Below are 17,436 nucleotides of genomic sequence, written 5' to 3'. Positions count from 1 at the left end.
CGGCTCAGACCGCGCCCTCGGCCTCTGCGGACGGGTCCGCCTGCATTACGGCGCGGCGTTCCTCGACGAGGCCGCGCGCGGCTTCCTCGGGCACCCCCACGCCGCGCAGCACGGCCTCGCCGAGTTGCAATGACGCCTCGCGCGCCTCCTCGATGACGAGAGTCGCGCCCGCGTCGAGCAGCGCCGCCGCGTGATCCTCGTCGCGCACGCGGGCGTAGATCGGCAGCGTGGAGCCGTCGCGGCGGGCGCAGATCACAGTCTGCAGGGCGGTCTCGGGATCGTCCATCGTCACCACCAGCGCCGTCGCCTGCCGCAATCCCAGTCGCGCGAGAATTTCGAATTGCCGCGCGTCGCCAAGATAGATCGCGGCTCCCTGGCCGCGCAGCCGTGCGACCAAGCCCGGATTCGCGTCGATCGCCACGTGGGGGATCATCTGGCTGTCCAGGAGTCGGCCGATCGACTGGCCCACGCGCCCGTAGCCGACGACCAGCACATGCCCCGACATCTGCCCCGGCAATTGCGCGAGCGCCTCGACCCGCGCGGATCGCGCGGCGGCGCGCGTCGTGGCGATGCGGGCGAAGGCGGCAAGCAGCGGCGCGACCATCATGGTGAGGCCGCCGACGAGAAGCGCGAATTGAACCGTGTCGTCGTAGATCACGCCCACGTTCGTCGCGACGTCGGTGACGACGAAGGCGAATTCGCCGCCGGGCCCCAGCAGCATCGACGCCTCGAAGGCGGCGCCCGGCGCAAGGCCGCCGAGACGCGCGAGCGCATAGACGATGACGCCTTTGAGCGCGATCAGCCCGAAGGCCGAACCAAGAATTTTCACTGGCTCCGCGCCGATTTCCGCGAGATCGACGCTGAGCCCGACTGAGACGAAGAACACGCCGAGCAGAAGCCCCTTGAAAGGCTCGACGTCAACTGCGATGCGATGGCGATATTCGGTGTCGGCGAGCAGCAGGCCCGCGAGAAAGGCGCCGAGCGCCGAAGAGAGCTCAACGGCCTGGGCGCCGACAGACGCGCCGATGACGGTGAGGAGCACGGCGGCGAGGAACAGTTCTCGGCTTCTCGTCGCCGCGACGAGGCGGAACAGAGGCCGCGCGATGAGCCGTCCCAGGCCGAGGATGAGAAAAATGACCATAATCGCCTTGCCGACCGCAAGCTCCATCGCCGCGGCGAGCGATCCCGAGTCCATCCCCAGCGCGCCGATCATGAACAGGATTGGCACGACGGAGAGATCCTGAAACAGCAGCACGCCAAAGCTCGCCTGCCCGGCGGGCGTTCCGAGCCGGCCCGTCTCGGCGAGAAGATGCACGACGATGGCGGTCGAAGACATGGCGAAAGCGCCGCCGAGCACAGCGGCGACGTCAAGGCGAAAGCCGGCGTAGGCCGCGACGGCGGCGATGGCCGTCGCCGACAGCGCCACTTGCGCGCCGCCGAGAAGAAACACATAGCGCCACATCGCGCGAAGGCGCTCGAGCGAAAGCTCGAGGCCGATCATGAACATCAGGAAAATGACGCCGAAATCGGCCGCGACTTCGACCGCTTTCCGATCCTCGATGACGACATGCGCCAGCCAGGGATAGCGCTCGGCGAATCGCCCCAAGCCGAAGGGGCTGACGATAAGGCCGACGACCAGAAAGCCGAGCGCTGGGCTGACCCTCAGCCTGTGGATGGCCGGCACGACGAGCCCGGCCGCGCCCAGAAACACCACGGCCTCGCGGAGCTCTTCCGTCGTCACCGACATTTCGATTGGACCTTTCGCCGCTGGATCATTAATCTTTTCCGAGACGCCTTCGGGCGCCCCCGTCAGCCCTAGGCGAAATGAGATGTCTCGCGCAACGCCGATTGCCTCAAGTCTGCGTATCGCCGCGCTGGTTCTTTGCGGCGCGTCGGCCGTACCGGCGCAGGCGAGGGATAGGGAGCGGCCCGCGGTCAACATTCCTCCGGAAGCCGCCGCCACGGCTCCCGAACAGACGCTGACCGCCCGGGGCCGGACTTTCGTGCCCCTCCATTCGACGCTGATCGGCCACGGCGGCGTCACGCGCCTCAATTTTTCCGGGACGCTGTCGATCCACAACGCCTCTGCCACCAATGCGCTCGCCGTCGACAGGGTCGAGTATCGCAGCGGTTCCGGTCAGGTCGTCGAAACCTACGTGAGCGAACCCATCTATCTCAAGCCCTACGCCTCCATGCAGATCGCGATCGCGCAGGACGACGTGCGGGCGGGCGTGGGCGCGAGCTTTACGGTGGATTGGTCCACGCCCGCCGGCGGCGAGGAGCCGGCGATCGAAGCGGCGATGGCGTCTTTCGTCGGCACGCACAGCTACAGTTTCCTCTCGCCGGGCCGGCGCGTGTCCCGGCCGCAGTGAGACGACGCGCCGAATGACGCGCGAAACGCCGCCTGCGCCGCTCGTGCGGCGACTGACGCTCGCCGACTATCGCTCCTATCCGCAAGCGCGCTGCGAGATCGGCGCGCGGCTCGTCGCGCTCGTCGGCGAGAATGGCGCCGGCAAGACCAACCTTCTCGAAGCGCTCTCGCTCTTTTCGCCGGGTCGCGGCCTGCGGCGCGCGGAACTCGCGGAATGCGCGCGGCGGGGCGGCGCCGGCGGCTTCGCGGTTTCCATCGACGTCGAAAACGACGGCGCCGCGACGCAGCTCGGCCACGGGCTCTCGCCCACGGGAGAGCGCCAGTTCCGCGTCGACCGCGCGCCGGCCTCCTCCGCGCGCGCCTTCGCCGACCATCTGCGCGTTCTGTGGCTCACGCCGGCGATGGACGGTCTCTTCATGGGCCCGGCCGGCGAAAGACGCCGGTTCCTCGATCGTCTCGCGCTCGGAGTCGACGCCGACCACGGCGCGCGCGTCAACAGGCTCGAACGCGCGCTGCGCAATCGCAATCGCCTGCTGGAGGAAGGCGTCTCCGACCGCCGCTGGCTGGACGCCGCCGAGCAGGAAATCGCGGCGCTGGGCGTTGCGGTGGCGGCGGCGCGGCGCGAAATCGTGTCGCGGCTCTCGGCGATGATCGTCGCGGGCGACAGCGTCTTTCCATGGGCGGAGATTGCGATCGACGGCGAGATCGAGACGCTGCTCGCCGAGGCGCCGGCGCTCATGGTGGAGGAACGATTCCGCGAGAAGCTTGCGGCCACGCGACGCCGCGACGCCGCCGCCGGCCGCACGCTCACCGGCCCGCAAACGAGCGACCTCGCCGTGCGCCACGGCCCCAAGGACGAAGCCGCGCGCGACTGTTCGACCGGGGAGCAGAAGGCGTTGCTGATGGGCCTCACTCTGGCGCATGCGCGGCTCGTCGGCGCGATGACCGGCAAGCCGCCGCTCCTGCTCCTCGACGAGGTCGCGGCGCATTTCGATCCGAAACGGCGCGGGGCCTTGTTCGAGGAGCTTGCGACGCTCGGCGGGCAGGTTTGGATGACCGGCGCCGACCCCGCGCTCTTCGCGTCGCTGGAGGGGCGCGCGGACATGTTGCTGGTCGTCCCGGGAAAGCTCTCGCGAGATTGAAGCGGGACCTTCCTTCCTGATATCGACAGGGAAGCACAGACCGAGCGGGGGAGTTCAATGGACTGGCAATGGCACGCGATCATCGCCGGCGTTGCGGCGCCGGCGCGCTCCGGACAGCGAGCGTCGAGCATGGCGGCTGCGCGCTGACGGCGAAGGGCGGGATATTCTCTTCGGCCGCGAAACGATCCTGCTGCGAAGCGATCCGCTGACGCGCCGCGGCCGCCGCGAGAAGGTTCCCGCCGATCTCGACGACGCAACCGATCGCATCCTCTCGGCGCTAAAGCGCAAGCGTCGTGAGCTCGCGCATGAGGAAGGCGTGCCGGCCTATGTGATCTTCGCCGATCGCACGCTGATCGACATGGCCGGCAAGCGTCCGGCGACGCTCGACGACCTGCTCGCCGTGCATGGGGTCGGCGAGCGCAAGGCCGCGCGCTACGGCGACGCCTTTCTCGAAGCGCTCGAAGAGGCGTTGCGGTAGGGCGCCTACCGTTTCGGCGCGGCGTCTCGCCGCTCGCAGGGTTCCGTTCGAACGAAATGCGCGCGGGACGTGTCGCCGCGCACGGCGCCGGCCCGCGAGACGGTTATCGTCTTCCTTCCATCGGAGGCTGTCGCCGGAGAAGGAAAATGCACCGCATGACGACCGCACGCCGCCGCCTCGGCTGGGGCGGCGTTCTATTGCTCCTGACCCTGGGCGCGGGCTGCCTGTGGACAGTGAAGGGCCAGCATGAGATTTCGCTCGGCCAGGAGGAAATCCAGCGCCGCATCGACCGGGCGCTCGACAAGGACATCATGATCGATGGCCCCGCGGCGGCGCTGCTGAAATCTGTCCGCGTAAAGTCGGCGACGGTCGCCCTGCGCGACGGCAAAGCGTGGTTCGCCTTCGACGTCGAAGGCGTCTTGCGCGCGGGCAAGAGCTTCGAACTCGCCGCCACGGCGCGCGGCGCGCCGACCTACGCCGGAGGCGCGCTCTATTTCGAGCCGGAAAGGATCGACGTCCAACGGGTCGCCCTCGAGGGGCGAAGCGCGGCCGATCTCGCCGCCCGCCTCGCGCCTGGTCCCGTCGCGAGGGAGATCGCGCGCCGGGCCGATCAGGGGGCGGCGGCGGCGGCCGAAGCCGCGATCCGTCGTTTCCTCGCGGAACGGCCCGTCTATCGGCTGAAGGACGATGCGAAAGGCGTCGTCATGAAGGCGGCGCTGGAGCGGATCAGCGTCGAGGACGACCGGTTCGTCGTCGGATTTTCCTTCTGGCGGCTCACCGTGAGGACGATCGCCGGCTTTTTCAGCCTGCTTTCGGGGGCGATTTTGAGCATTCTGATCCTCCGCATGGTTCTGATTGGAGAAGAGATAGAAATTTCAAATCCTTGAGAGGAAAGGAAAAGCCCTTTATCGGCTCGCAATCGCCATCGGTTCCGGGATAGAATGGAGCTTAACGAATCATGGGCCTCCAAGCCCCGGAAAAGCGAGCGAAATGAGCGAGAACGAGAAGCCGAACGACCCCGCCGAATATGGCGCCGAATCCATCAAGGTTTTGCGCGGCCTCGACGCCGTCCGCAAGCGCCCGGGGATGTATATCGGCGACACGGACGACGGCACCGGCCTTCATCACATGGTCTACGAGGTCGTCGACAACGCGATCGACGAGGCGCTCGCCGGCTATGCGACGCGCGTTACGGTCACGCTCAACGCCGACGGCTCCTGCACGGTGACGGACAACGGACGCGGCATCCCGACCGACATCCACCCGGAAGAGGGCGTGTCGGCGGCGAACGTCATCATGACCCAGCTCCATGCCGGCGGTAAGTTCGACCAGAACTCCTACAAGGTCTCGGGCGGCCTGCACGGCGTCGGCGTCTCGGTCGTCAACGCGCTCTCGGTGTGGCTCAAGCTGCGCATCTGGCGCAACGGCAAAGAGCACTTCATGGAGTTCTCGCACGGCGACGCGGTGAAAGACCTCGAAGTCGTCGGCGACGCGCCGATGGAAGACGGCGAGCCCAAGCGCGGCACGGAAGTGACCTTCCTGCCCTCCCCCGCGACCTTCACCATGGTCGACTTCGATTATGCGACGATCGAGCATCGTCTGCGCGAGCTCGCCTTCCTGAATTCGGGCGTGCGCATCATCCTCACCGACGCGCGCCACGCCGAGGTGAAGCAGGAGGAGCTCTTTTACGAAGGCGGGCTGGAGGCTTTCGTGCGCTGGCTCGACCGCGCCAAGCAGCCTCTGATCAGCGCGCCGATCCTCATCAAGGGCCAGCGCGAACACATCACGGTGGAGGTCGCGCTGTGGTGGAACGACTCGTACCACGAGAACGTGCTGGCCTTCACCAACAACATCCCGCAGCGCGACGGCGGCACGCATCTCGCGGGCTTCCGCGCCGCGCTGACGCGCCAGATCACCGGCTATGCGGAGTCGTCGGGCCTCGCCAAGCGCGAGAAGGTCGATCTCTCCGGCGACGACTGCCGCGAAGGCCTGACCTGCGTTCTCTCCGTCAAGGTGCCGGACCCGAAATTCTCGTCCCAGACGAAGGACAAGCTCGTTTCCTCCGAGGTGCGTCCGGCGGTCGAGAACGTCGTCAACGAAATGCTGGGACAATGGCTGGAGGAGCATCCGGCCGAAGCCAAGAACGTGGTCTCCAAGGTCGTGGAGGCGGCGGCGGCGCGCGAGGCGGCGCGCAAGGCCCGCGAACTGACGCGGCGCAAGGGCGCGCTCGACGTCGCGAATCTTCCTGGCAAGCTCGCCGACTGTCAGGAGCGCGATCCCGCCAAGGCCGAACTTTTCATCGTCGAGGGCGACTCGGCCGGCGGCACCGCGAAACAGGGCCGCGACCGCGCCTATCAGGCGGTGCTGCCGCTGCGCGGCAAAATTTTGAACGTCGAGCGCGCGCGTTTCGACAAGATGCTGTCGTCGGAGCAGATCGGCACGCTCATCACGGCGCTTGGCACGGGCGTCGGGCGCGACGAATTCAACGCCGACAAGCTGCGCTACCACAAGATCATCATCATGACCGACGCCGACGTCGACGGCGCCCATATTCGCACGCTGATCCTGACCTTCTTCTATCGGCAGATGCCGGAGCTGATCGAGCGCGGCCACGTCTTCATCGCGCAGGCGCCGCTCTACAAGGTGACCAAGGGCAAGTCGACGCAATATCTCAAGGACGAGCGGGCGCTCGAGGATTATCTGATTGATTCGCTGCTCGATGGCGCGGTGCTGCGCACGGGCTCCGAGGATCGCGCCGGCGCCGATCTGCGCAGGGTGCTCGAAGACGCCCGCGCCTTCCGCACCGTGATGGCGAGCCTTCATTCGCGCTATGACCGCAGCGTCGTGGAGCAGGCGGCGATGGCGGGCGCGCTCAAGCCGCATGGCGAAGATGGCGAGGCCGAGAAGCTCGCGGCCGAGGTCGCCCGCCGTCTCGACGCCATTGCGGAAGAGACCGAACGCGGCTGGACCGGCGAGCCCCGCGAGGGCGGTTACGTCTTCAAGCGCACGCTGCGCGGCGTGACGCAGGCGGTTGTCCTCGACGCGGCGATGTTGAATTCCTCCGAGGCGCGCAAGCTGCACGAGCGCGCGGAGTCGCTGCGCGACGTTTTCTCAGCGCCCGCGACGCTCATCCGCCGCGGCGACGAGGCGCAACTCTCCGGCCCCCTCGCGCTCTACGACGCGATGAACCAGATCGGCCGCAAGGGCCTCGCCATCCAGCGCTACAAAGGTCTGGGTGAGATGAACGCCGAGCAGCTCTGGGAGACGACGCTCGACCGCGAGGCGCGCTCGCTCCTGCAGGTGAAGGTGAAGGAAGCCGCCGAGGCCGACGACATATTCGTTAAGCTGATGGGCGACGTGGTGGAGCCGCGTCGCGAATTCATTCAGGAAAATGCGTTGAGCGTGGCGAATCTCGATGTGTGAGCGCTTGATGATAGATGGGGGCGGAGCTGGCCGCTGGGGAGGACCGCAATGGCGAATTGCTGGATTTTTCAAGCGAACCCGCAACGATTTGACATCCATGCCTTTCTCAAAAAGACGAAGGAAGAGTTCCCGTGGCTCGTTGAACGTGAATTCGCCGACAGCCCCCGGCCGCCGAGAAACCGGCGATTGTCTACTATTTGATTAACGGCTCATTAATCTTAACCGCTACGATATTATGGTAAATCATTGCTTAATCCGCCGCACGCGGCCACCATCCCGCAAAACCCTGAAGACATCGACAGTCACTGTCGGACAACAGAGGCGGGATTCATGCGGGGCTCGTTCAAAACCCTTATCGCCGCGACGATGGCGGCGAGTCTTTCCAGCGGCGCGCCGGCGATGGCGGGGCCCAGCGACCTCAACGCGTTGATCCGCGAGAAAGTGCGCTTCTTCGAGAAGATCGCGCGATATGGGCACCCTTTCCAGGCGAGGCCCCCGCTCGCCGCGCTGGGCGCCAAACATGCCCGCCCGGCCGGAACCGCGACGCCGGCGAGGCCCGCCCCCGGCGTCCGGTCGGCCTCGATCGCTCCGGCGAAGACGGCGCGTCGCGTCGCCGACGACGACTTTTCCGATATCTCGACGATGGTCTATTTGTCGGCCCATCCAGACGACTTTGCGCTCTTCGCCTATCCCTATCGGGACGTCGTGGCGCCGCGGACGCGGGCCGCGTTCATCTTCCTGACCGCCGGCGATGCGGGCCTCGGCGCGGGGCCGGTCGGCGCGCCTCTTTATCTCGCGCGAGAGGCGGCGGCGATCCGGGGCATACGCTTCATGGCCGACGCCGGCAAACCCTGGCCGGAGGACTCGACGACCGCCAAGGTGACGGTGAACGGGCATCCGATCTACGCCGTTTATTACCGGAGCACCGCCGCCTATTTCCTGCGCCTGCCCGATGGAAATGGCGACGGCGAGGGATTCCCCGGAACGGGCTACGCGTCCCTTTCCAAGCTCTATAGCGGGTCGATCGCGACCTTGCGCGCCATCGACGGCTCGACGACATACAGGGGCTGGTCCGATCTGGTCGCAACGATCTCGGCGATCGTCAGGGGCGAGGGATCGGAGAAGCCGAACGTGTGGCTGAACGCAAACGATCCCGACACGACCTTCAACCCCGGCGATCACGCCGACCATCTCGCCGCCGGCTCGGCGGCCGAAGCGATCCAGAGCGGCCTGCCCTGCGTGAACGCCGCATATCATGTCGGTTACGCGACGGCCGGGCTGATGAACCTCCCGCAGGACGACGTGCTGAACAAGGCGGCGACTTTCGCAAATTATGCGAGCGGGATGGCGGACAAGAACCACTTCGGCGCGTGGGACGAGGCGCACAAGTCCTGGCTCTCCGGTCTCTCGGCAAGGATCGCGCTCGGCAATCGGACCGCCTGCGCCTTCTGACCAGCCCTCCAGCGGTCGCCGGCCCTGCCGGCGGCCGCATTTTTGTGCGCCGTCCTCTCTGCGCGAAAGGATGACAAGAAGCAGCCGAGAAAAACCGCGGAATCCGCGAAGTAAGATCCCGCGCGCCGCCTCCCGGGGAAGGGTCGCCGCCCAGTCGTTTCCCGGCTATATAGCTCAGCTGGCAAAAAGGCGATGAAGCGGTATAGTTAAACCTTTGTGTGTGTCCGCGTAGAGGTGCGTTATGTTCGGAGAAACTCAAGACAAGACCGGCTCTCCGGAGCTGTTGTCGACGTCGAATCTTTCGGCAGGATTCTCTCCTTCCGTGACGATCATAGAAACGCGCACGCTCTTTCGCGAATGCCTTGCGCGTTGTCTGCAGGAAAAACTGGAACTTCCTGTCCTCACCTATCGCGACGTCGAAAGCTGGAGTCACGACCCTGCAGGAGCCTCCGCCTGCCTCATCATTCTCGGCCGTCTCGACGACGAGCGGCCGGAAGCCATCCGCGAACTGGCGCAATGGGAAAAGGACGTTCCGGTCGTCGTCTTCTCCGACAGCGACAGCCGAAACGACGTCGCGGTCAGCCTCCGCTCGGGCGCCAAGGGCTTCATCCCCAGCGACACGCCGCTCGAAGTCGTCGCCAAAGCGATCAAACTCGTGCTCGTTGGCGGCGTCTTTGCGCCCGCGAGCGTCTTTCTCGATCCTGAACCCGAGCCGCTGCGCCCGGAAGCGAAACTCGACTTCACCGCGCGCGAAAAGGACGTGGTTCAGGCCCTGCTGAAAGGCAAATCCAACAAGGTGATCGCCTTCGAGCTCAGTATGAGCGAGAGCAGCGTGAAGGTTCATGTCCGCAACGTGATGAGAAAGCTCCAGGTGCGCAACCGGACCGAAGCCGTCATCAAGATCGCCGAGCTTTCCCGGCGCGACGGCGACCGGACGGCCGGCGAAGCCCAGCAACGCTGCGCCTGAGTGCGCATGACGCAAAAGTTGACGGACCTTTGCGATCACGGTGCGCTTCCGTCTTCATTTTGGCGAGATTTCACGTCGCCGGCATGAAATCATGCGGGCGGAAAGCGGGCTGACGACAGCGCCCGCCGTTGGCAGAAACGCTCCGCGCGTGCAATCTGGTCCCGGCCGCCGGAGCGCGGCGTCTTGCGGAGGGGCTGGCGATGGGACGCAGGCTGATCGAACTCCTTGTCGCTTCCGTGCTTGCGGGCCTGGCGCAGGGCGGCGCGCAAGCGCAGACCATCGACCTCTCGGCGACCAAGGTCGTCGACCTCAGCCACGCCTTCGACGCCAATACGATCTACTGGCCGACCGAGCCGACGGGGTTTCAGCTCAAGCAGGAACACAAGGGCCTCACGAAGGGCGGCTTTTTCTATTACTCGAATGCGTTCTGCTCGCCCGAGCATGGCGGCACGCATATCGACGCGCCGATGCATTTCGCCGAAAGCCGCTGGACGAACGCCGAGATCCCCCTCGACCGGCTGATCCGCCCCGCCGTCGTCATCGACGTTTCCGACAAGGCCGCGAAGAACGCGGACTATGCGCTCACGCGCGAGGACGTCTTGTCCTGGGAGGAAAAGAACGGGCGCATCGCCAACGGCGCGATCGTTCTGCTGCGCACGGGCTGGAGCGCGCGCTGGCCGGACCGCAAGGCCTATCTCGGAGACGATACGCCCGGCGTCGCGACCAATCTCCACTTCCCCTCTTTCGGCGCGGAGGCGGCCGCCTTCCTCGTCAGCGACCGGCATGCGTCGCTCATCGGCGTCGACACGGCGAGCGTCGATATTGGCCCCTCCCAGGATTTCATGGTCCATCGCATCATTGGAGCCGCCAATGTGCCGGGCCTCGAGAACCTGACCAACCTCGATCAAGTGCCGGCGACGGGGGCCGTCGTAATGGCGATGCCCATGAAGATCGCGCAAGGGTCGGGCGCCCCGGCGCGGGTCGTCGCCTTCGCGCCGCGCTGATCTCAGTCGGGCCGGAAGTCCTGGAACACCATCTTCAGCGGATCGGGCTCGACCGCGACGTCGCCCGTGAAGGGATGATCGTAGGAGACGATCACGAAGAGCCCCATGAAGATGATGACCGCGAGCGCGCCGGTCATGGTCACTTGTGCGCGCAGGTTTTCGTGGCCGAAGAAATAGGTGAATCCGACCGTCAACAGCGCGCCGCCGACGAGCATCAGCCACAGCGCCGGCGGAACCACTCCCCTCGAGAGATGGAGGCGTCCCCGGCGCGCCTCTGTGATGACCCCGAGCTCCTTCATGATTTCGACGCCGATCGCCTGCGCCTTGCCGTCCGCGAGACGCATCGCGGCCGCATAAAGCGCATCGAGCGCTTTCGAGGCATCCGGGCTTTCCTTTTCGATCTTCATGCGCGGCCAATCGTCTTCGATGACCGCGCGGAGGTATTTGTCGAGCGCCGATCGCGTCGCCGCCCCCTCGGGACCGTCCGACGCTGAAATGCGGTAGAGCGTGGCCGATGCGCCCGCCTCCCGCAGCACGAGAATTTCCGCCTCGCTGAATCTATCCCAAACGGAGACGATCGCGAATGCGAGGATCACCGCATAGATGACGCCGACCGTGGCGAATTTGAATCCGGCGATCTCGTTGTTCTTGACAAGCACGGAGAGCTTGACGCGCTGGCGCACGAGAATTGTGCCCAGCATCGCGAAGGCGGTCGGAATGACGACCACGAAGAAGGCGCCGAGCCACAGCGGCAACGAGCAGAGAAAAAGCAACAAGACGGCGCTCCGATTTTTTCGAACAATGCGAGGAAAACGATCGACGCGCCCTTCGCGCAAGTCAACGAAGCGCGCGTTTTTCGGCTTTGCAGACAGCCTCAGCGCGCGGCGCGGCGCCGCTCGCCGAAGACGCGGGCGCGCCCGCAAATCGCATTCAGCCGCTCGCCGTCCGACTCCCGGCAAGCGTGATAGCGCACGTCAAGACCGTCGACCGCCGCGAGCGCATTTTGCGCGGCGAGCAGGGCGTGCGGCAAAGCGTCCTGCCCGAACACGCAATAGACATCGAGCGCCTGCGTCGGTCCGCCAGGAACGTCGATCGGTCCATCGAGCATGAACACGCCGCGGTGCCTTCTGGCGAACATCGAAAGAATGATTTCGGCGTCGCGCGGGAGACTGAAACTTTGCTGAAAACGCTGATCGGCGAACAACTTCGAGCCTTTCGACTGATCTTTCCGGCAAGGACGATGGCGCGCATACATTGACGGAAAATTATTGTCCGGCCCCGGCTCGAGCCGCATCTCGCGCGCTTCGGCGCCGGCAAGCCGCTGTTCGCACGATGACAGCGCGGGCCGCGGACGGCAAAGCCGCGTCGACGGACAGCGTGTCTTTACCATTAATTAAACCTTTTCAATTTTGCTCAATTTCGCCCGACCAATCGTTTCCGCTTTCCGGGACTGGCCGCGCACAGAAACGAGGCGCCCATGACTTTCTCGGAGATCGGAAATCCCACGAGCCTGTCGAAGCCCGTCAAAAGGCGGCCGCAAAAGCTCTATGACGGGCTCGCCGGCTCCGCCGTGTTGCGGCGCGCAGGCAAGGCGGGAAAAGCTGCGCCCCTGCGCGGCGATCCGGCGACGACGATCCTCGCCGCGCGCGCCAGGACGGAACCCGAGGATCGGATCTCACAGCAGTTGAAGGACTTTTATCAGTCCATCCTTCGCGAGCCCGTTCCGGAGCGCATCGTCCAGCTCGTCGCCGACCTAGAGGGCGGACGAAAAGGCTGACCGTCAGCGCACGACGACGCGCGCGCCTTTCGAGACGCGGCGATAAAGGTCGATGACGTCGGCGTTGAGCATGCGAATGCACCCGGACGAAACCGCCTTGCCGATCGTGTCCGGCTCGTTGGTTCCGTGGATGCGGAACAGCGTGTCCTTGTTTCCCTTGAACAGATAAAGCGCGCGGGCGCCGAGCGGATTGTCGAGGCCGCCCTCCATGTGATCGGGCAGATCCGGGCGGCGCAGTAGCATCTCTTTGGGCGGCGTCCAGCCCGGCCAGAAGGCCTTGCGGCCGATCTGCGCCGTTCCTTTCCAGGCGAATCCCTCGCGTCCGACGCCGACGCCATATTCGATCGCCTGCCCTCCCCCGAGCGACAGATAAAGCTTCCGCGCGCCCGTATCGATCGTGATCACGCCGGCCGGCTGCCCTGTCGGATCATCGACCATGGTTCGCGTGGCGACATTCGGATCGACCTCATCGTCGTAATCGAGACCAGTCGAATAGGCGGGATCGGCGTCGGGCGGCAGCATCGCGAGCCGGGCGCCCCGCCGCGCGCCGCGCGCGGGGGGCTCTTCCTCCGGGAGATAGTCGCCGCCATCGAGCGCCCCGGCGCGACCACGGCGCGGACGCGCCCGCTGCGGCCGATCGAAATCGCCGTAAGGGTCGTCGTAGTAGCCGCCCTGATCGGCATAGGGCCGATCATAGGCGTAAGGGTCGCCGGGATAGGTTTCATAGGCCTGCCCGAACGCGAGGCTTTGCCAGAACAGAAGCAAGGCGCCTGCGATCGGCGTGGAGAGTCGTTTTCTGTTTCGCGCCATCGGATCCGCCATTTTGCGTCTCGTCCCTATGTGGGGGCGAATCGAGGCGAAAAATTGGACCGCCGGTTGCGGCGCGCGAAGGAACCGGTTCAGCCAAACGGTTCAGTTGCAGATAAATCTATCGACCGCCATTACCGTTTATATTTTTTGCCGTGATTTCTTCGATACATGACAAGCAGCCCCGATCGCCTCGTAGGCCGACCTAAAGATATTCTTTTCAAATCCAATCGCTTGAAGGAAAATTTCATGAATAAGTTCTGTCTCGCCGCGGCTCTGGGCGGGGCGCTTTTCGCGCTCCTTTTCGCCCTGTCCCCAACCTCCGCCAGTCACAGGGCGCAAGCCGCCGTCATCGGGAGCGCCCCGGGGCCGGTGGCGATCGGCGGCGTTCTGCGCGACAGCCCGGCGTGGGAGGCCTACCGGCGCCGTTTCGTCAGCGACTCAGGCCGGATCGTCGACACGGCCAACGCCGCAGTCAGCCACAGCGAGGGGCAAGGCTACGGCATGCTGCTTGCGGTCGCCGCAGGCGACCGCCCGACTTTCGATAAAATCCTGACCTGGACGACGCTCAACCTCCACATCCGCAACGACAATCTCATGGCCTGGCGGTGGACGCCGTCGACAGGCGCCAAAGCGGACCGCCACAACGCCACGGACGCCGACATTCTTATCGCCTGGGCGCTCGCCGAGGCCGCGGATTACTGGAACGATTCCGGCTATCTCGACGCCGCCCGGGCGATCACGCGCGACATCGTCTCGCGAACGGTCTCGCAAACGCAGGAGTTCGGTCCCGTTCTGCTGGCCGGCGCGGAAAGTTTCGCAGCGCGCGAGCGTCCCGACGGACCCGTCGTCAATCTCTCCTATTGGGTCTTGCCCGCCTTTTACCGTCTCGCGCAGGTCGAACCGAATTTCGACTGGAACGCGCTCATTCAGAGCGGGTTGAGCCTTCTGCGCGAGGCGCGGTTCGGCGCGCGCGGCCTGCCGACGGACTGGCTGTCGCTCGGCAAGGAGCGGCCCGCGCCCGCGCAGGGCTTCGAAAACCGCTTCGGATACGACGCGCTGCGCATCCCGCTCTATCTGTTCTGGGGAGGCGCGGCGAGCGCGGAACTGCTGAAACCGTTCGACCAGATTTGGACCCGAGGCGCCGCGATCGTGGACTTCGGCTCCGCGTCGGCTCCGGTTACGCCGCTCACCGAGCCGGGCTATCAGGCGCTGGCGGCGCTCGCGCGCTGCGTTACGACTGGCGCGCGATATCCCGGCGATTTCTATCGCTTCAACGATCGGCAGAATTATTATCCCGCAACCTTGAAGCTGCTGTCGCTCATCGCGGCCGCAACGCGCGGCGGTCCTTGTCTCGATCGGGTGGAAATGACTCGCATCGTCTCGCCGCAATGGGTTCCCAAAATGGGATCCCTTGCGCGTTTCGCGCCAGAAGTCGAGCCGCCGGCGGTTGAATTAAAGTCGGCCGGGCGCAACATTACGAAGCTGGAGGACGCCGCCATCGGCCAATCCGCATGGGGGACGCAGAACATGCCGGACCAAGGCGACCTCTTCTCGCACCTGCAGATATTCGCATTGGCCTGCGCGGTCTTCGGCGGATTTTACTGGCTGGTTCACAAGAGCGGCCGGGAGACGCCGGAGACGGTCCCGGACAATGAGGACAGCATCAAGTCCGCCGTCTCGGCGATCCAGCCCGCGTCGTCGAACAGAAATCCGATCGTTCCGCGAACGCTGCCCAAAAGTCCGTTCACCCCGTCGATGAACCCCAAAACGCTCGCCGCGGAAATCGAAATCGCCGCCGAAGCCTGCGTGCGGCTGAGCCGCTCAATCGGCCTCATCTATTTCGAAGTCCCGTCGTTCCATTCCTTCGAACGCGAGCACGGGACTGCGGCGGCGGAGGAATTGATCAACGCGCTCGCGGCGGATTTCCGCCGCGCGCTGCGCGCGACGGATCATGTCGCCATCATCGACCGCAATCAGCTCGTCGTCTGCGTTTGTCTGCTCGCGAGCCGCAAGGATCTGGAAACCATCGCCTGGCGTCTTGGCGCGGCCGCGCGCCGGCGCGGGATCGTTCCGGAGGATGCGCCGTCGATTCCCGCCGGTCTCGCAATGTATCCCGTCGACGGCTACGGCGGCCTCGATCTGATTGACAGCGCGCGCAGACACTATCGCGAATTGACGGGCGCCGCCGACGAACCGGAAACCGATGCGCCGCCGCATGAAGAGCCCGACCATTCGGAAGACGCGCCGGGGGCTCGCCATCACGCCCGCCGCCGCTCGCGGCGCAGAAGCGGACGAAAGTCCCATTCGTCCCAGCCGGCCGCCTGATCGCCAGCCCGGCGCGCTCTATGGCGTGACGCCGACGGGCGGCGCCGGCGGCAAAGGAACGGTCGTCAATCTGACGCCTCCCGCGTATTGCTACGCATGGGGCAAGGCGATTCTGCACAGCTTCAAGGGAACCGACGGGGCCGCGCCCGTCGCGCCGGTCGCCTCCGACACGGAAGGAGCAAATTACCGCGCCGCCGCTCGCGGCGGATCGGCGGACGCCGGCGCCTTCCTCAAATTGAAGCGGAACTGAACGTCCGCTAAGCGAAACGGGCCGGGAGCAGCGCGACCTCCCGGCCCGCTTTCTTTGGCCGAGCCGGAGGGATCACGCCGTTCAATAGGACTTGTAGACGCGACGGCCGTCGATCGTCTGCGCCGTCCCGAGCGGGCTTCCATCGGCCGCCATGAAATAGGTGATCCCGCCAATTGTCGTGACGCTTCCTAGCGGTTTGCCGGAAGCGCTCGTGAATTCGACGATCCGGCCGCGCGCGCCGGGGTCGCTTTTCGCCGCCGGGGCGTTCTCGTCGGGCTCGGCGAAGGCGGAGCCAGCGCTGCAAACCAAAGCGGCGAGAAAGACTATCGACCTCATGCGAGAGCGCCTCCATTCATGTTGCCTGGAATTGATCACGCAAATGACGGGCCACGAACGACACACCGTTTTATCAATTATTTAACCAATCTTGAGAAACGCTCCGATGGCTGCGGAGGCAGAGGCCGGGCGCGCCATGCCGTATTTTTAGGCAGAGGTCGCCGAACAGCGCGGTCGGCGTGGACCGATGAGCCGGCGAAATGCGAGATGCGGAGGATATGCCAGCCGCTGGTCGTGGTGACGGCCTTCACCAGCGGGCGCAGGCCGCCGTTGTCGTCGTCGTCGCGCCAGCTGCGGCCATCGGAGCCGCCAGCGTCGCCTCCATGTCGGCGCCCTGCGCGGCAACGGCGATGCGCAGGCATTCGTTGCCGGTCGAGAAGATCTGGACCGTGAGGGATCGACGTGGCCGCCGTCCTTTCGGTTGTGCTGTTGAAAGCAATGCGGCTGTTGAAATAAAAAAACAGCTTAGGTCCAGCGGATGCCGGGTTGCTTATCGCCAGAACGGCGTCGGCGACAGCTGTTGGGACGACGTAACCCGCAACGGAATTGAATTTCGTCGCGGACATTTTCTTGAAATATATCATAATAATGCTTATAATATTCAATATTATCATTACTTCGTGGCCAATAAACTCATCACATTTGTTGGTTTACGGGAGTTGACCTGAAAAGAATGTGCGCGCGCACGCTGCGAGAAACGCAGCCGCGGGAAGAGGGGCGCGTCCATCAATCGCGCAACGGTTTGACAAGGCGTTTGGCGCCAGACTCGCGCAATGGAGGGGTTCCAACGGAAGGCAGACCGATGTCGATGACATTTCAGAAGGAAAAGCGCGCGGAGCCGGAATCCGCCCTGCCGTTGGCGGGCCGCTTCCGCGCCATCCGGTTCAGGATGTCGGCGGCTATCCTGTATCTGTTCGCGGCCGCGTTGATCCTGGCGGGGGAATATTGGCTCGCGGGGCACGTCGGCCTGATCGGCGTCATCGGCCCCGCGCCGGCGATCTTCCGGCCGAAATGGCAAAGACGCGCTATTTGAAGGAACCGCCGCGCGCTGAACGCTCAGGCTTAGCTAAGTAGCCGTTTTTTAATAGGAGTTTTCTAATC

At 65.2% G+C, this 17,436-nt stretch carries 18 protein-coding genes; 13 read left to right on the top strand and 5 right to left on the bottom strand.

What is annotated here, in order from left to right:
• Nucleotides 1–4 precede the first annotated feature (4 nt).
• Nucleotides 5–1,741 (bottom strand): cation:proton antiporter domain-containing protein, encoded by a 1,737-nt coding sequence (locus ACV959_RS05725; protein ID WP_475738954.1) that lies wholly within the window; start codon nt 1,739–1,741, stop codon nt 5–7.
• An 88-nt stretch (nt 1,742–1,829) separates the two neighbouring features.
• On the opposite strand from ACV959_RS05725, the gene ACV959_RS05720 reads away from it, so the two are divergent.
• The 8 genes from ACV959_RS05720 to ACV959_RS05685 all read left to right on the top strand — a co-directional run bounded on the left by ACV959_RS05720 (nt 1,830) and on the right by ACV959_RS05685 (nt 10,837).
• The gene (locus tag ACV959_RS05720) at nt 1,830–2,372 is read left to right on the top strand and encodes a DUF3124 domain-containing protein (protein ID WP_475738953.1); all 543 of its coding nucleotides are present in this window, start codon (nt 1,830–1,832) and stop codon (nt 2,370–2,372) included.
• 13 nt (nt 2,373–2,385) lie between these two features.
• Nucleotides 2,386–3,513, top strand: coding sequence for a DNA replication/repair protein RecF (gene recF / locus ACV959_RS05715; RefSeq protein WP_475738952.1), 1,128 nt, complete (start codon nt 2,386–2,388; stop codon nt 3,511–3,513).
• Nucleotides 3,514–3,604: 91 nt separating this feature from the next.
• Complete coding sequence (locus tag ACV959_RS05710; protein ID WP_475738951.1) at nt 3,605–3,991, top strand: HRDC domain-containing protein; 387 nt, start codon at nt 3,605–3,607, stop codon at nt 3,989–3,991.
• A gap of 155 nt (nt 3,992–4,146) precedes the next feature.
• Entirely contained in the window at nt 4,147–4,878 is a 732-nt protein-coding gene (locus ACV959_RS05705) for a YceB family lipoprotein (RefSeq protein ID WP_475738950.1), read from the top strand.
• 103 nt (nt 4,879–4,981) lie between these two features.
• Entirely contained in the window at nt 4,982–7,414 is a 2,433-nt protein-coding gene (gene gyrB / locus ACV959_RS05700; RefSeq protein ID WP_475738949.1) for a DNA topoisomerase (ATP-hydrolyzing) subunit B, read from the top strand.
• Between the two features lie 330 nt (nt 7,415–7,744).
• Nucleotides 7,745–8,866 (top strand): PIG-L family deacetylase, encoded by a 1,122-nt coding sequence (locus tag ACV959_RS05695; protein ID WP_475738948.1) that lies wholly within the window; start codon nt 7,745–7,747, stop codon nt 8,864–8,866.
• 322 nt (nt 8,867–9,188) lie between these two features.
• Nucleotides 9,189–9,833 (top strand): LuxR C-terminal-related transcriptional regulator, encoded by a 645-nt coding sequence (locus ACV959_RS05690; protein WP_475738947.1) that lies wholly within the window; start codon nt 9,189–9,191, stop codon nt 9,831–9,833.
• A gap of 200 nt (nt 9,834–10,033) precedes the next feature.
• Nucleotides 10,034–10,837 carry a cyclase family protein gene (locus ACV959_RS05685; protein WP_475738946.1) on the top strand — a complete coding sequence of 268 codons (804 nt, stop codon included), beginning with the start codon at nt 10,034–10,036 and terminating at the stop codon, nt 10,835–10,837.
• 2 nt (nt 10,838–10,839) lie between these two features.
• Here ACV959_RS05685 and ACV959_RS05680 read toward each other — a convergent pair whose 3' ends face one another.
• Nucleotides 10,840–11,613, bottom strand: a complete 774-nt coding sequence (locus ACV959_RS05680; protein ID WP_475738945.1) for a bestrophin-like domain — start codon at nt 11,611–11,613, stop codon at nt 10,840–10,842.
• Between the two features lie 98 nt (nt 11,614–11,711).
• Nucleotides 11,712–11,951, bottom strand: coding sequence for a hypothetical protein (locus tag ACV959_RS05675; protein ID WP_475738944.1), 240 nt, complete (start codon nt 11,949–11,951; stop codon nt 11,712–11,714).
• A 363-nt stretch (nt 11,952–12,314) separates the two neighbouring features.
• On the opposite strand from ACV959_RS05675, the gene ACV959_RS05670 reads away from it, so the two are divergent.
• A complete protein-coding gene (locus ACV959_RS05670; RefSeq protein ID WP_475738943.1) occupies nt 12,315–12,614 on the top strand; it encodes a NepR family anti-sigma factor in 300 nt (99 codons plus the stop codon).
• Nucleotides 12,615–12,617: 3 nt separating this feature from the next.
• On the opposite strand, the gene ACV959_RS05665 is transcribed toward ACV959_RS05670, so the two are convergent.
• The gene (locus ACV959_RS05665; RefSeq protein WP_475738942.1) at nt 12,618–13,424 is read right to left on the bottom strand and encodes a L,D-transpeptidase; all 807 of its coding nucleotides are present in this window, start codon (nt 13,422–13,424) and stop codon (nt 12,618–12,620) included.
• A gap of 246 nt (nt 13,425–13,670) precedes the next feature.
• Here ACV959_RS05665 and ACV959_RS05660 point away from each other — a divergent pair, with 246 nt between their 5' ends.
• A complete protein-coding gene (locus ACV959_RS05660; RefSeq protein ID WP_475738941.1) occupies nt 13,671–15,749 on the top strand; it encodes a family 8 glycosyl hydrolase in 2,079 nt (692 codons plus the stop codon).
• A 25-nt stretch (nt 15,750–15,774) separates the two neighbouring features.
• Nucleotides 15,775–15,999 (top strand): hypothetical protein, encoded by a 225-nt coding sequence (locus ACV959_RS05655; RefSeq protein ID WP_475738940.1) that lies wholly within the window; start codon nt 15,775–15,777, stop codon nt 15,997–15,999.
• A gap of 81 nt (nt 16,000–16,080) precedes the next feature.
• On the opposite strand, the gene ACV959_RS05650 is transcribed toward ACV959_RS05655, so the two are convergent.
• Nucleotides 16,081–16,335: a hypothetical protein gene (locus ACV959_RS05650; RefSeq protein ID WP_475738939.1), complete on the bottom strand. Its 255-nt coding sequence runs from the start codon at nt 16,333–16,335 to the stop codon at nt 16,081–16,083.
• Nucleotides 16,336–16,535: 200 nt separating this feature from the next.
• On the opposite strand from ACV959_RS05650, the gene ACV959_RS05645 reads away from it, so the two are divergent.
• On the top strand, nt 16,536–17,003 hold the full coding sequence (locus ACV959_RS05645) for a hypothetical protein (RefSeq protein WP_475738938.1): 468 nt from the start codon (nt 16,536–16,538) through the stop codon (nt 17,001–17,003).
• Between the two features lie 134 nt (nt 17,004–17,137).
• Complete coding sequence (locus ACV959_RS05640) at nt 17,138–17,368, top strand: hypothetical protein (RefSeq protein WP_475738937.1); 231 nt, start codon at nt 17,138–17,140, stop codon at nt 17,366–17,368.
• Nucleotides 17,369–17,436: the final 68 nt, after the last annotated feature.

Source organism: Methylocystis sp. Se48 (assembly GCF_056269425.1).
Note: the sequence above shows the minus strand (reverse complement) of the source record. Positions and strands in the feature narration are given on the sequence as shown.